Origin of the sequence: Geodermatophilus ruber (assembly GCF_900114385.1) — a bacterium.
Lineage (GTDB): Bacteria > Actinomycetota > Actinomycetes > Mycobacteriales > Geodermatophilaceae > Geodermatophilus > Geodermatophilus ruber.
In genome coordinates this window covers 90,883-104,128 of the sequence record NZ_FOSW01000009.1, presented here as the reverse complement: position 1 = coordinate 104,128, position 13,246 = coordinate 90,883, and the positions used below count along the sequence as shown (strand labels likewise).

Annotated in this window: 13 protein-coding genes; 1 reads left to right on the top strand and 12 read right to left on the bottom strand. The window is 73.2% G+C overall.

Translation table 11 applies throughout. The features are described 5' to 3' along the window. Nucleotide 1: 1 nt before the first annotated feature. From BMZ50_RS15265 to BMZ50_RS15220, 10 genes are all read right to left on the bottom strand, one after another. Nucleotides 2-790: an IclR family transcriptional regulator gene (locus BMZ50_RS15265; RefSeq protein WP_218146275.1), complete on the bottom strand. Its 789-nt coding sequence runs from the start codon at nt 788-790 to the stop codon at nt 2-4. A 78-nt stretch (nt 791-868) separates the two neighbouring features. After that, nucleotides 869-1,594, bottom strand: coding sequence for a 3,4-dihydroxyphthalate decarboxylase (gene phtC, locus BMZ50_RS15260; protein ID WP_091326135.1), 726 nt, complete (start codon nt 1,592-1,594; stop codon nt 869-871). Beyond that, nucleotides 1,591-2,850, bottom strand: coding sequence for an NAD(P)/FAD-dependent oxidoreductase (locus BMZ50_RS15255; RefSeq protein ID WP_091326133.1), 1,260 nt, complete (start codon nt 2,848-2,850; stop codon nt 1,591-1,593). The genes phtC and BMZ50_RS15255 overlap by 4 nt, the downstream gene beginning before the upstream one ends. After that, nucleotides 2,847-3,044, bottom strand: a complete 198-nt coding sequence (locus BMZ50_RS15250) for a ferredoxin (RefSeq protein ID WP_091326130.1) — start codon at nt 3,042-3,044, stop codon at nt 2,847-2,849. Before BMZ50_RS15250 ends, BMZ50_RS15255 begins: the two co-directional genes overlap by 4 nt. Nucleotides 3,045-3,063: 19 nt before the next feature. Further along, nucleotides 3,064-3,867 (bottom strand): 3-(cis-5,6-dihydroxycyclohexa-1,3-dien-1-yl)propanoate dehydrogenase, encoded by an 804-nt coding sequence (gene hcaB, locus BMZ50_RS15245; protein ID WP_091326128.1) that lies wholly within the window; start codon nt 3,865-3,867, stop codon nt 3,064-3,066. Continuing rightward, nucleotides 3,864-4,181, bottom strand: coding sequence for a hypothetical protein (locus BMZ50_RS15240; RefSeq protein ID WP_091326127.1), 318 nt, complete (start codon nt 4,179-4,181; stop codon nt 3,864-3,866). Before BMZ50_RS15240 ends, hcaB begins: the two co-directional genes overlap by 4 nt. Nucleotides 4,182-4,209: 28 nt before the next feature. After that, nucleotides 4,210-4,842, bottom strand: a complete 633-nt coding sequence (locus BMZ50_RS15235; protein ID WP_091326125.1) for a 3-phenylpropionate/cinnamic acid dioxygenase subunit beta — start codon at nt 4,840-4,842, stop codon at nt 4,210-4,212. After that, nucleotides 4,839-6,311: a Rieske 2Fe-2S domain-containing protein gene (locus BMZ50_RS15230; protein WP_091326124.1), complete on the bottom strand. Its 1,473-nt coding sequence runs from the start codon at nt 6,309-6,311 to the stop codon at nt 4,839-4,841. Before BMZ50_RS15230 ends, BMZ50_RS15235 begins: the two co-directional genes overlap by 4 nt. Before the next feature lie 250 nt (nt 6,312-6,561). Continuing rightward, on the bottom strand, nt 6,562-8,028 hold the full coding sequence (locus BMZ50_RS15225; protein WP_091326123.1) for an aldehyde dehydrogenase family protein: 1,467 nt from the start codon (nt 8,026-8,028) through the stop codon (nt 6,562-6,564). A gap of 67 nt (nt 8,029-8,095) precedes the next feature. Continuing rightward, a complete protein-coding gene (locus BMZ50_RS15220) occupies nt 8,096-9,490 on the bottom strand; it encodes an SLC13 family permease (protein WP_091326121.1) in 1,395 nt (464 codons plus the stop codon). A 268-nt stretch (nt 9,491-9,758) separates the two neighbouring features. Here BMZ50_RS15220 and BMZ50_RS15215 point away from each other — a divergent pair, with 268 nt between their 5' ends. Further along, complete coding sequence (locus tag BMZ50_RS15215) at nt 9,759-11,471, top strand: thiamine pyrophosphate-binding protein (RefSeq protein ID WP_177212811.1); 1,713 nt, start codon at nt 9,759-9,761, stop codon at nt 11,469-11,471. A 48-nt stretch (nt 11,472-11,519) separates the two neighbouring features. On the opposite strand, the gene BMZ50_RS15210 is transcribed toward BMZ50_RS15215, so the two are convergent. Then, the gene (locus BMZ50_RS15210; protein WP_091326116.1) at nt 11,520-12,173 is read right to left on the bottom strand and encodes an N-carbamoylsarcosine amidohydrolase; all 654 of its coding nucleotides are present in this window, start codon (nt 12,171-12,173) and stop codon (nt 11,520-11,522) included. Continuing rightward, nucleotides 12,170-13,075, bottom strand: a complete 906-nt coding sequence (locus BMZ50_RS15205; protein WP_091326114.1) for a polysaccharide deacetylase family protein — start codon at nt 13,073-13,075, stop codon at nt 12,170-12,172. Before BMZ50_RS15205 ends, BMZ50_RS15210 begins: the two co-directional genes overlap by 4 nt. Between the last annotated feature and the right edge of the window lie 171 nt (nt 13,076-13,246).

Sequence of the window (13,246 nt, the reverse complement as noted above, 5' to 3'; positions counted from 1 at the left end):
CCTACAGCAACAGGTGGTCGAGCTCCTCGGCGGCGGCGACCAGGTGCTCGAGGATGATCTCGCGGGTCTCCTCGCTCATCCGGCTGGCCGGGACCGAGGCGTTGATGGCCAGCCGCGGCGAGCGGGTCGAGTGCAGCGCCACGGCCAGCGAGCTGACCCCCTCCTCGCTCTCCTCCTGGCTGCGCGCGTAGCCCTGCTCCCGGATCTCGGCCAGCGCCGTCATCAGCGCAGCCCGCGTGCCGATCGAGCGGGGGGTCAGCTGGACGAGGTCCTCGCCGGGGTACAGCCGCAGCAGCTCGTCGTCGGTGAGCTCGGCCAGCAGCGCCTTGCCGGTCGACGTGCAGTGAGCCGGCATCGACCGGCCCAGCCGGCCGCCGACCCGCAGCGCCCGGGCGCTCTCGATGGAGTCGATGAAGTGGACGTCGCTGCCCTCGAGCCGACCCAGGTGGATGGTCTCCTGCAGTTCGGCGTTCAGCCGCTCCAGCACCGGCCGGGCCCGGGTGCGCACGTCCAGCCGGCGCAGCACGCCGAAGGCCAGGCCGTCGAGCGTCGGCCCCGGGACGTACCCGCGCGTGGCGCTGTCCTGCCGGACGAATCCCCGGTACTGGAGCATGGCCAGCAACCGGTGCGCGGTGGACGAGGCCACCCCCAGGTACTGGCTGACGTCGGTCAGCCGCAGCCTCGGGTTCTCGCCGAGCAGCAGCAGCACCCGCAGGGCGTTGTCCACCGACTCGATCGGGTACTGCGGAACGGCGCCGTACTCGGGGGTGGGCGGGAAGGATCCGGTCACGGGCAGAGCCTATGCGCTGTCTGCTCTGCAGAGAGGAATCCCGGGTTCTCTGTTCGGTTGGCCGGGGGCGTGCGCACCTCACCCCAACCGCGCCAGCTCGTGCCGCCAGGCCGTCGTCAGGTTGAACCCGCCCCCCAGGTCGGGGAGCTCGGCCATGTCCTCCTCCGGCAGGTCGCGCAGCTGTCCGCCGGCCGAGGCGACCGTCAGCGAGAGCCGGGCGATCTGGTCGACCGAGACGGCCCTGAGCACGGCCTCGGCCACGCTGCCGCCGGAACTGGTCAGCCCGTGCCCGCGCAGCACCACCACCGGCCGGTCCCCCATGGCCACGACCATCTCGCCGGCCAGCCGGCGGTCCCGCACGAGCACGCCGCGGGGGTAGACCGGCACCCCGCCGGCGGCCAGCTTGGTACCGGGCATGTCGAAGGCGCCGACGATCGGTCGGATGCCCAGCCCGGCGAGGTCGGCCGCCACCACGGCCGGCGGGTGGGCGTGCACGACCGCGGCCACCTCGGGTCGGCGGCGCAGCACCTCGGTGTGCAGCGGCAGCTCGTTGGGCGGGCTCCACCCGTCCAGCTCGCCCTCGCCCCCGGGGGCGCCCTCGAGGGTCACCAGGCGGATGTCGTCGGCCGTCGTGTAGGCCAGCCCCCGCTCCTCCGGGCCGCGGCAGCGCACGAGCAGGCGCTCCTCGTCGATGCGCAGGCTGATGTGGCCCAGGTAGCCCTCGGCCAGACCGCGGGCGGCGAGGACGCGGCACGCGTCGGCGATCTCCTGGCGCAGCGCGGCGAGATCGGCCGGCGCGCTCACGGACGTCCCCCGGCGGCCGGGACCGGCGCGGGGCGGGCAGCCGGCGGCGGGAGCGCCGACACCCGGGCCATCGCGTCGTCGAACGTCGCGCCCTCGGTGACCAGCCGCCGGGACTGGGCGAGGGCCTTGGGCCAGTTCACCGTCACCGCGCCGCACAGCCGGCCGGTGTCGTCGGTGTAGAGGGCGGCGGCCCGCGGCTTCTCCCCCGCCAGATCGCCGACCAGCTCGTGCCGGGTGCCGCGGGTGGGCCGGCCGACGATCTGGGCCTTCCAGTCGTACTGGTCGCTCCAGACGTACTCGACCGGCCGGTAGGACCGCAGGTCGTCGGGGTGGGTGATGTTGTGCGCGGCGCACATGCCCTGCTCGACGGCGTTCGTCCAGTGCTCGACGCGCACGTGCTCCCGGTGGCCGGGGTGGAACCAGCGGGCGACGTCGCCGATGGCGTAGACGTCGGGCGCGTCCACGGCCCGGGAGTACTCGTCGCACAGCACGCCGTTGTCGATCGGCACCCCGGAGTCGGCCAGCCAGCCGTCGTTGGGGACGGCGCCGATGCCGACGACCACGGTCCCCGCGGGCAGCTCGGTGCCGTCGGTCAGCCGGACGCGGAGGTCGCCGGCCGAGCCGGTGATCTCCTCCACCCCGACGCCGAACCGGGTGCTCACCCCGTGCCGGTGGTGCAGCTCGGTGAAGTAGCGGCCGATCTCCGGCCCCACGACCCGCCCGATCGGGGTCGGCAGCGGATCGACGACGGTGACCTCGCGGCCCAGCCCGCGGGCGGTGCCGGCCACCTCCGCACCGATGAACCCGCCGCCGACCACGACCACCGGGCCGTCGTGCTGCAGGTCGGCCTGGAGCGCCTGGCTGTCCTGGAGGGTGCGGACGACATGCACGCCCGACCCCGGCCGCCACGGGGAGGGCCGGGCCGCGGCGCCGGTGGCGATCACCACGGCGTCGTAGTCGAGCCGGCTGCCGTCGGCGAGCAGCACCTGCCGGCCGGCGACGTCCAGCCGGGTCGCGGCGACCCCCAGGCGCAGCTCGATCCCCGCCCTCTCGGCTGCCTCCTCCGACAGCAGCAGGGTCCGGTCGGCGTCCCACTCCCCCGCGAGGAACTGCTTGGACAGCGGCGGCTTGTCGTAGGGTGCCTGCGCCTCCTCACCGACCAGCACGACCCGCCCGTCGAAGCCCTCGCTGCGCAGCGCCTGGGCCGCGCGCACCCCGCCGATCGAGGACCCGACGACGACGACCGTGCGGCTCATGCGTCCTCGATCATCAGGGCGCTGACCGGGCAGCTGCGGGCGGCCTCCTCGATGCGCGGCCGCTCCTCGTCGGAGATCTCCTCCTTCAGGAGCACGACGACGCCGTCGTCGTCGATGTCGTACACGTCGGGCGCGGCATCCACGCAGTTGGCGTAGCCCTGGCACGCACCGAAATCCGCCTTCAGCACCGGCACGACCGGCTCTCCTCTCGACTCAGGATCGTTTCTTGGGCGCCGACACACCCATGCCGCCGTCCGGGTGGACGGTGGTCCCGGTGATGCCGCGGGCGCGGGAGGAGGCGAGGAACACGTAGCTCCAGGCGTGGTCCTCTCCCGACAGCGCGACCTGCAGCGGGACCCGCGCGGCCATCTCCGCCGCGCGGTTGGGGGTGTCGCCCAGGCTGCGCGCCTGCAGCCCGAGGCTGGGCAGGCCGCGCAGGTCGGTGTTCAGCGTGCCGCCGGGCGCGACCCCGTTGACCCGGACGCCGGGCGCGAGGTCGTGGGCCAGGGCCGTGACCAGCCCCCGGACGGCGAACTTCGAGGCCAGGTACAGGACCCCGCCGCGGCCGGCGTAGTACGCCGAGGTCGACTCGGTGAGCACGATGGCGCCCGAACCGGACTCCTGGAGCGCCGGCAGCGCCGCCTTCACCGAGTGCAGCAGCGACTTGACGTTCGGGTGGAACATCTCGTCGAACGCGGTGTCGAGCAGGTCGGCGTCGAGGTCCTCGATGCTGCGGTAGTAGTCGAAGATCCCGACGCAGCTGACCAGCACGTCCAGCCCGCCGAAGGCGTCCACGGCCGCGGCCACCGCGGCGTCGTTGGCGCCCCGGGTGGTCGCGTCCCCGACGGTCACCGGCACGTCCGGGAGCGCCTCGGCCAGCGCCTTGCCCTTGTCCGGGTCCCGCTCGAGGACGGCGACCCGCGCTCCCTCGGCGAGGAAGGCGTCGACGACGGCGCGCCCGATCCCCGACCCCGCGCCCACGACCAGCGCCCGCCGGCCCGCCAGCCAGCCGCTCATGGCCCCTCCTCGTCCTCGTCGCGCACCAGCGGACCGAAGGGGTTGCCCACCATCGCCGAGAAGGTCGCGGTGTTCTGCCAGGTGAGCGCCTCGAGCTCCAGCGGGCACAGCGCGACCCACTGCCCCGACTTCGGCGCCTCGATCAGCAGCCGGGCACCGTTGCGGGTCTCCACCCGGAGCACCCGCACCTCGGCGAACTCGTTGGCGATGACGATCGGCTCGCCCGTGGCGTGCTCGAGCAGCTCGGCGCGCTCAGCGGCCGCCCGGCGCGCGGCCCGGGCGTCCTCCTCCTCGCCCTCCCACTGCAGGGTCATCCGACGTCCTCCCCTCCGGGTCCTCTCATCACAGGAAGATGGCCAGGTTCTGCATCCGCATCACCGCGTCGTCGACCATGATCGTCCGGCGGGCCAGCTTCCAGCCCTCGTCCGTCCGGCGCAGCAGGTCCTCGCGGCCGGCGGAGACGAACGACCCCTCCCGCACGTCGCCGCGGTTGCGGAACAGCAGGGTGGCCGAGTCGACGACGAGGTGATCGGGGTCGTCGGTGGCGAAGGTGCGCACGTTGGACAGGTGGTGCCGCAGCCGGGACGGCGGGTCCTCGGTCCACGCGTGCTCGGTGAGGAAGCGGGCCACGCGGCGCGACAGGGAGTACTTGTCCTCGTCGAAGTGCGCCATGCCGGGCGAGGTGTCGTACCCGGCGCCCAGCGCGGTGGTCACCCGGACCGGCATCAGGTAGTGGATGTCGTCGGTGAGCAGCTCCAGCCACTCCTCGTAGGCCTGCGCATCGAGCAGCCAGGCCTCGTCGACCAGCCACTGGGAGGCCTGCAGGTGCCGCTCGTCGCTGAACGGGAGCGTGCGACCGGTCCGCTGGATCCGGGAGGCGTGCGCCCCCAGCACCGAGCGGGCGGAGTGCAGGTCGACGGGGGTGACGCCCCGGGCGGCCGGGCCGGAGACCGGGGTGGTCGCGGGCGTGCTCATGCCTGCGCCCCCAGCCGGTCGGCACGGGCCTGGTCGGCACGGTCCTGGTCGGCCGGTTCCGGGACGGCGGGCCGGGCGGCACCCGCCTGGCTGACCGAGACCTGCTCGGCGCCGCCCACCTCGAGGGTCGAGGCCGCCTTGACCGGCTGCTCGATGTGGTCGGCCCAGCGGGTGAGCAGCTCGCGCTGGTTGTACTCGGCGTAGCCGGTGTGCGCGACACCCGGGCCGTGGAACTGGTCGGGCCCGAGCGCCGGCACCACCTCGGTGCCGTCCTCCAGCAGGCCCATCCGGCTGTTGAGCAGCAGCCGGCGGGCCATCGACCCGGCGGCGGTGTTGGTGAGCGAGACCCAGTTCTCGACGTCGTCCTGCTCGAACATGCCGGTGGACCCGAAGCACATCAGGTACGCCTTGTAGGAGAGCGCCTTGAACTCCTCCGGCGCCTCGGCGTCCACGGCGAACCAGGACAGCACCTCGGTCTCGTCGGCACTGATCGGCTGCCACTGCCGGATCGAGATGAACGGCAGGACCTGGTCGGTGTCGGCCACCTTCGGCCAGTTGTGCACGAGGGAGAGGTTCGGGTAGATCGAGGCGGCGCTGATCATGAACCCGTCGTCGCCGACGACCTTCAGCTGGTCCTCGGACAGCATCTGCTTCATCCGGTCGACCATCTCCTGCGGGTAGCCGACGTAGCGGAACCGCTCGTCGAGGCTCCCCGGAGGCAGCTTGTAGGTGGTGCCCCCGCCGCTGCCGGCCCAGTAGGTGCAGCCGTCCTTGCGCTTCTCGGCCTTGGGCTCGCGGAACAGCCCGATCTCGACGACCGAGGTGTGGGTCTGCGGCGTGTGGTACATGTCGCCGGCGAAGTTCTCGGCGCCGATCTTCCAATTGGCCTTGATCCGCCACCGCTGCGGCCCGCGCAGCTCGATCCCGCTGGGGCTCTGCCGGGTGTAGTAGTCCAGGTAGAAGCGGAAGTCGCCGAGGAACTCCTCCAGCGGCTGCGCGTCGGGGTCCATCGAGATGAAGATCAGCCCGTTGTAGCTGGCCAGGTTCGGCGCCGGCAGCAGCCGCTGACCCTTGCGCTTGAACCCCGCCTCGCCCCCGTAGGCCTCCTGGTGGAACGGCAGCCCCACGATCCGGCCGTCGTTGCGGTAGGACCAGCCGTGGTAGGGGCAGCGGAAGTGCGAGGCGTTGCCCATCTCGGCGCGGCAGACCTGCATGCCGCGGTGCAGGCACATGTTGAAGTGCGCCCGGACGACGCCCTTCTCGTCCCTGGCGATGATGAAGGAGTCCTCCAGGACCCGGCGGACGACGTAGTCGCCCGCGTTCGGGATCTCCGACTCGTGCGCGACGAAGACCCACGCCCGGCCGAAGACCCGCTCCTTCTCGAGCTCGAAGAGCTCCTGGTCGTTGTAGATGTGCGCCGGGATCATGCCCCGTCGCACGTCGTTCAGCACTGCTGACTGGTCGCTCATCGCTGTTCCATCCAGACGGATTCCCAGGGGCGGATGATCAAGTATCTCTGCACCAGAGAACTTCTCTCTATTCAGTAGAACGCATGACGTGACGAAGGTCAACCTCGGACACCTCACCCCCGGGCCCTGCCGCACCGGCGGCCGGGGAACGCGCGCGGGCCCGGCCCTCCCCCGGCCGGCCCGGGCCCGCTGGTGCGCACGCCACGTCGTCCACCGCGCGGCCGGACCCGCCGGTCGCCCAGCGCGCGGGTCACTCCAGGACGACGGTGACCGCCTTGGTCTCGGTGTAGCTGACCAGCTCCTCGAGGGACTCCTCCCGGCCGACGCCCGAGGACTTGACCCCGCCGAAGGGCAGCCCCCAGTAGTGCCGGGAGCTGCCGTTGACCCATACGTAGCCGGCCTGCAGCTGCGCGGCCATGCGGTGGGCTCGGGTGACGTCACTGGTCCACACCCCGGCGGTGAGCCCGTACTCGCTCGCGTTGGCGATCGCGACGGCCTCCTCCTCGTCCCGGAAGGTCAGCACGGACAGGACCGGGCCGAAGATCTCCTCGACCGCGGCCGGGTTGTCCGGGGCCATGGCCCCCAGCACGGTGGGGGCCACGTACCAGCCGTCCTCCCCCACGCCTTCCGGCCGGCCGCCCCCGGTGAGCACCTGCGCGCCGGCCGCGGTGGCCGCGCGGATGGCGCCCAGCGACTTGTCGTACTGCCTGCGGTCGATCAGCGGGCCCATCTGGACACCCTCGTCCAGCGGGTGCCCGACGCGGATGGACCGGACCTGCTCGACCACCGGGCCGAGCACCTCCTCGGCGATCGACTCGTGCAGCAGCAGCCGGCTGGTCGATCCGCAGGACTGGCCCGCCGTGGCGGTGTAGTTCATGCCGAGAACGGCGCTGTCGGCGGCCCGGGCGAGGTCGGCGTCCGGCATCACGATCAGGGCGTTCTTGCCGCCCAGCTCCAGGCTGACGTGCTTGACCCCGCTCTCGGCCGCCTGCCGCTGGATCAGCCGGCCGGTGTCCGGCGCGCCGATGAAGCCGATCCTCCGGATCAGCGGGTGGCGGACCAGGGCCTGGCCGCTGACCGCCCCGCGGCCCGTGATGACCGCGCACAGGTCCGGCCCGAACACCTCGGCGGCGAGCTCGGCCATGCGCAGGGCCGACAGCGGCGTCTGGTCGGGGGCCTTGAGCACGACGGCGTTGCCGGCCACCAGCGGCGCGGCCACCTTGCCCGCGGCGAAGAACAGCGGGTGGTTGAACGGCACGATCCGGCCGACCACCCCGTAGGGCTCCTGCAGGCTGTAGTGCAGGTTGCCGGACAGGGGGAAGGTGCCCCCGCCCAGGCCGAGCGCGTGGTCGGCCATGATCTCCAGCAGGGTGGCCGCCGCCCCGACGTCGGCGCGCATGACCGGCAGCGGGAAGCCGGCGTCGACCGCGTCGAGGGTGGCCAGCTCCTCGGCGTGCTCGTGCAGCAACCCGGCGAACTGCCGCACCCTGGCCGCGCGGGCACGGGCGGGGAGGCGCGCCCAGGCCCGCTGCGCCTCGGCTGCGGCGCGGACGATCCGGTCGACCTCCTCCGGTGAGCAGTCCGGCGCGTCGGTCAGGCGGCGCCCGGTCGTCGGGTCCTCGACGTCGTAGCGGGCAGCGGTCGGCATCGGCCGGCCACCGAGCAGCACCTCCCAGGACCGGTCGACGGCGGTGGAGGCGGTCTCGAGCAGTGTCATCGCTTCTGTCGTCCTCGGGTCGTCGGGAGCACCCGCCGGAGGCGGGGCGCAGCGGCGGTCACCCTCGTCAGAGGGTGCTCGGCAGGATGAAGAGCAACCAGGTCAGCACCGGGGCCGTGATCGCCATCGAGATGCCCCAGGCGAACATCACGCGGAAGAGCCGCGGCCGCTCGTCCTCGGGCGAGTTGGCCAGGGTCAGGGCCCCCACCGACGAGAAGGGGGTCGAGTCCACGACCGTGGCCGAGATGCAGATCGCCACGATCATCGCGGTGACGCCGACCTCGCCCTGGAGCAGGAAGGGCACCGTCAGCGGGATGAGCACGCCGATCAGGCCGGCGCTGGAGGCGAATGCGGAGGTGATCGCCGCGACCAGGCAGAGCAGGAACGCGGTGAGCAGCGGCGCACCGATGCCGGCGATGCCGGAGCCGACGGCGTCGATGGTGCCGTAGCGCTGCAGGGCGCCGACGAAGGTCACGACACCGCAGATCAGCAGGACGACCGACCACACGATCCGGCGGTCGGCGTTCTTGACCCGCTCGGGGAACAGCGCGTGCAGGCCGGCCGCGGCGATGAGCGCGAGGAACCCGATCTCCAGGTCGAACACCAGCGCGCCGACCGCCACCGCGAGGATGACGACCATCGTGATGACCTGGTCGATGCGCAACGGCGTGCGCCGCGCCGGGACCGGCTGGGCCTGGACCTGCACACCGCCGGACGGTGCGACGCGCACGCCGCCGCTGCCGGTGCCCCCGACCACGGAGACGTCGCTCGTCCCGACCCCGCCGACGACCGGGTCCTCGACCGCGGGCGGCCGGGGGAGCCCGACGCCGCCGGGGGCCTGGCGCTCACGCCGCTCGCGCAGCAGCTGGCGGCCACCGAAGGCCAGGTAGATGACGACGGCGAGCCCGACGTTGTAGGCGGCGTTGCTGAAGAACAGCGCCGCCGAGGAGACCTCCAGGCCGTTGGCGTCCGCCTGCTGCTGGGCGATGATCGCCAGCCCGTTGAGCGGCGAGAAGTTCCCGAAGCAGGAACCGTGCATGACCATCAGGGCGGACATGCGGCGGTCGATCCCGTAGCGCTCACCCAGCTGCAGGCACAGCGGGGCCAGCATGGCGACGCCCGCGGGGCCGAGGGCGCCGGCCGTCGTGGGGATCGCGGAGAAGACGAAGATCAGCCAGGGCACCCAGACCGGCCGGTCGCCGAGCAGCCCCACGGCGCGGTCGATGACCCACTGGATGGTGCCGTTCACGGCCGCGAGGCCGAACAGGTAGGTGACGCCGACGAGCAGCACGAAGATGTCGGGCGGGAAGCCCGCCAGCAGCTCGTCGACGCTCTCGTTCGCCACCAGCGTGCCGATGAGGAACGTGGCGATGAGCGCGAGGGCGCCGATGTTGACCGGCCGGAGCGTGCCGAGGACGAACACGAGCACGAGGGCCACGACGCCGATGACGTGGATGGACACAACTCTCCCGGGGCTGGGGGGTTCGGACAGCTGAGGACGGCGCGAGGAGGCGCGAGAAGACGCGCGCACCCGGGGAATCCCGGCCGCCCCGTGACCTCTGTTGTGCGGAAACACTTTCTGCCCTGGGCCGGGCTGTGTCAAGCCTCACAGGGACCGGCGCCGCGCCGGGGGCCGGGCCCGACGGATTGACGGCGCGCTCGAGACCGGGCAGGTTCTGTGCTGCAGAGCACAGCTCCGCACCATGGACACCCCTGTGGCAGGAGGCCCCGTGACCCGTTCGGCACCGTCCCCCGCTCCGGCGGACCCGTCGCCCTCCCGGACCGGCGCCGACCTGGTGGTCGCGTGCCTGCAGGCGGAAGGGATCGAGCTGGTCGCCGGCGTCCCCGGCACCACCGTGATGGACCTGCTCGACAGCCTCGCCCGGCAGGACACGATCCGGTTCGTCGCCACCCGGCACGAGCAGGTCGCCGGCTTCCTCGCCGACGGCGTCTCCCGGTCCGGCGCCGGCCTCGGCGTCTGCCTGGCCTCCCGGGGGCCCGGCGCGGCGAACCTCGCGATCGCGGTCCAGAACGCCTACGACGAGTCCGTCCCCGTCCTCGTGCTGATCGGCCAGGTCCCCGGCGGGATCACCGAGCGGCGCTCGTTCGAGGAGATGGACGTCCTGGCCACGTTCCGGCCGATGACCAAGTGGTCCGTCGAGGTCCACCGGGTCGAGCGCATCCCGGAACTGCTGCAGCGCGCGGTGCGCGAGGCGGTCTCGGGTCGCCCCGGACCGGTCGTCGTCTCGCTGCCGCTGGACGTCCTCCAGGCACCGGCGGCCCCGCAGCTGCAGCCGGCGCCGCGGCGCCGCAGCCACCCCCCCGCCCCGGCCGAGGCCGCGGTGCGGGAGGCCGTGGAGCTGCTCGCCGGCGCCGAGCGCCCGGTGATCCTGCTCGGCGGCGGAGCCGTCGGCGGTCCGGAGCGCTACCTGCGGCTGGCCGAGCGGCTGTCCGCCCCCCTGCTCACGACCTGGATGCGGCAGAGCGTCGTCCCGCACGACCACCCGGCCTACCTCGGCGCGCTCGGCTACGGCGCCCACGAGGTCACCGAGCGGATCGTGCGCGAGGCCGACGTCCTGCTCGCGCTGGGCTGCCGGTTCTCGGAGTTCACCACCAAGCGGTGGACCCTGCTCTCCCCCACCACCCGGCTGGTGCACGTCGACATCGACGCCACGGAGCTGGGCCGGGTGTACCTCCCCGAGGTGGGGATGGTCTCCGACGCCGGGCTGGTCGCCGAGTCCCTCGCCGCCGCGCCGGCGCCGCCGGCCGGCCGTGCCGACGCCCGGCGCGCCCGGCTGGCCGACCTGCGCGCCGAGTTCGACCGGGTCACCTCCCTCGACGCCGAGGAGCTCGCGGCCGACGACCCGGGCGGGGGCGTCAGCAGCCTCAGCGCGGTGCGGGTGCTCCAGGAGCTCGCCGACCGGGACGGCATCCTGCTGCTCCAGGACGCCCCGAGCTTCGCGCCGTGGACCCACCGGCACCTGCGGCTGTCCCGGCCGCGCAGCCTCTATGCCTCCGCCGGCGGCGCCATGGCCTGGGGGCTGCCGGCGGGCATGGGCCTGGCCCTGGCCCGCCCCGACCAGCGGGTGGTCACCGTCAGCGGGGACGGCAGCTTCTGGATGGTCGCCCAGGACTTCGAGACCTGCGTCCGCGAGGGCATCGGGGTGGTCAACGTCGTCATGAACAACTTCGCGTACGGGAACACCCGCGACCGGCAGCGGACCGCGCACGGCGGCCGCTACCTCGGGGTCTTCTACGGCAACCCCGACTTCGCCGCGTTCGCCCGCTCGCTGGGCGGCTACGGCGAGCGGGTCGAGACCGACGCCGACCTGGCCGCGGCCGTGGACAAGGCCCTGGCCCAGGACCGGCCGGCCATCATCGACGTCGTCCAGGACCGGATGTACGGCCTGCCTCCCGGGCTCACCCCGCCGGCCGCCCGCTGACCCCTGAGCGGGGCGCGCCGTGGCCGGCCGGCGCGCCCCGCCCCCGGGTCAGCCGGCGGTCAGCCCGCGCAGGTGGCCGACCGCCTCCTCGAGGCCGACGACGTCGCCGTACTTCGCGTCGATGTCGAACAGGCTGGCGGCGTGGGGCAGCGCCGCCCGGTCCCCGACCGCCTCCTCCACCACGATGGTGTGGAAGCCGTAGGAGCAGGCGTCGACGGCGGTGGCCCGCACGCAGCCGCTGGTGGTGCAGCCGGTGATGATCAGGGTGTCGACCCGGCGGGAGATCAGCCGGGCGGCCAGGTCGGTGCCGAAGAAGCAGGAGGCGTACTTCTTCACCAGCGTCATCTCGTCGGGCCGCTGGTCGAGCCGCTTGTCGACCTCCACCCACTCGCTGCCCTCGACCAGCCAGCTGTTGGCCGGGATCTTGCGGATCCAGATGCCGGCCTCCTGCAGCTCGGCGTCGTAGGCCACCGTCGAGAAGATCACCGGGATCCCGGCCGCCCGCGCCGGCGCCAGCAGGGCGTTGGTGGCCTCGAGCTGGGGCTCCAGCTGCCCGGCCAGCGGGGAGCGCAGGTCGGTGAAGCCGGTGATGAGGTCGACGACGAGCAGCGCCGGGCGCTGCCCGAAGCCCACCCGCCGGCCGAACCCCTTGTCGCGGAACTCCGCGCGCAGACGGGCGTACTCGTCGAGCACCTCGCTCACCGGGCCACCCCCGTCGTCGCCGCGGGCACCGTGGCCGCCGCAGCCCCCCGCTGGGCCCGGTAGGCCTCGGCGATCTCGTCGCTGGTGGCCAGCCAGACACCCTCGTGACCGGCGATGTACTCCAGCGCCTGGTCGAGGTACTTGTGCCGGAACGGCTGGTTGACGCTGAAGGGGTGCACGCACAGTGCCATCACCCGGCCGCTGCCCGCCGCGTCGGCGTAGAGCTGGTCGAGCTGGTCGCGGACCGCCTGCAGGAACTCCGGGCCGGTGTAGCTCTTGGAGACGAACAGCGTCACGTCGTTCATCTCGATCGAGTACGGGACGCTGCACATACCGGGCACGGCGAGCTCGTAGGGCTGGTCGTCGTTGGTCCAGTCCAGCGTGTAGCCCAGGCCCAGCTCGGCCAGCAGCGACGGGGTCTCGAAGGTTTCGGTCAGGGCCGGGCCCAGCCAGCCCTGCGGACGGTGGCCGGTCGCCGCCTCGATGGTCTCGACCACCTCGGTGAGGTAGGCGCGCTCCTCCTCCCGGTCCATCCCCGCCTGGAAGGTGGAGTTGTCCCGGCCGTGCGCGATCCACGCCCAGTCGCGGGCGAGCCCGGCCTGGACGATCTGCGGGTAGTGCCGGCAGACGTCGGAGTTGACCAGCGCGCTGGCCCGGATCCCGTGCCGGTCGAGGCTCTCGAGCATCCGCCAGATGCCGACCCGGGCGCCGTAGTCCCGCCAGCCGTAGTTGAGCGGATCGGGCGCCAGGCCGGCGGTGCCCCCGAAGATGCTCGTCGAGGGCTTGTCCACCTGGTAGTGCTCGATGTTCAGGGCCAGGTAGAAGGCGACGCGGGCGCCACCGGGCCAGGTGATCGGTGGCCGCTCGGGGATCGGGCTGTAGGGGAAGAGCTGGTTGTCCATGGCGCGGCGACTCCGTTCCTCGGGGCGGCGACCGGGGCGCGCTTGTGGCACCCCACTCCACGTTGCAGAATGCATTTCTGCTGAGCCCGTGTTCTAGGCCACAGCCCACGACGGTGTCAACGCCGGGCGGAGCGCCGCCGGACGCCGCCCGCACCCCCGACCGGAGGCCCG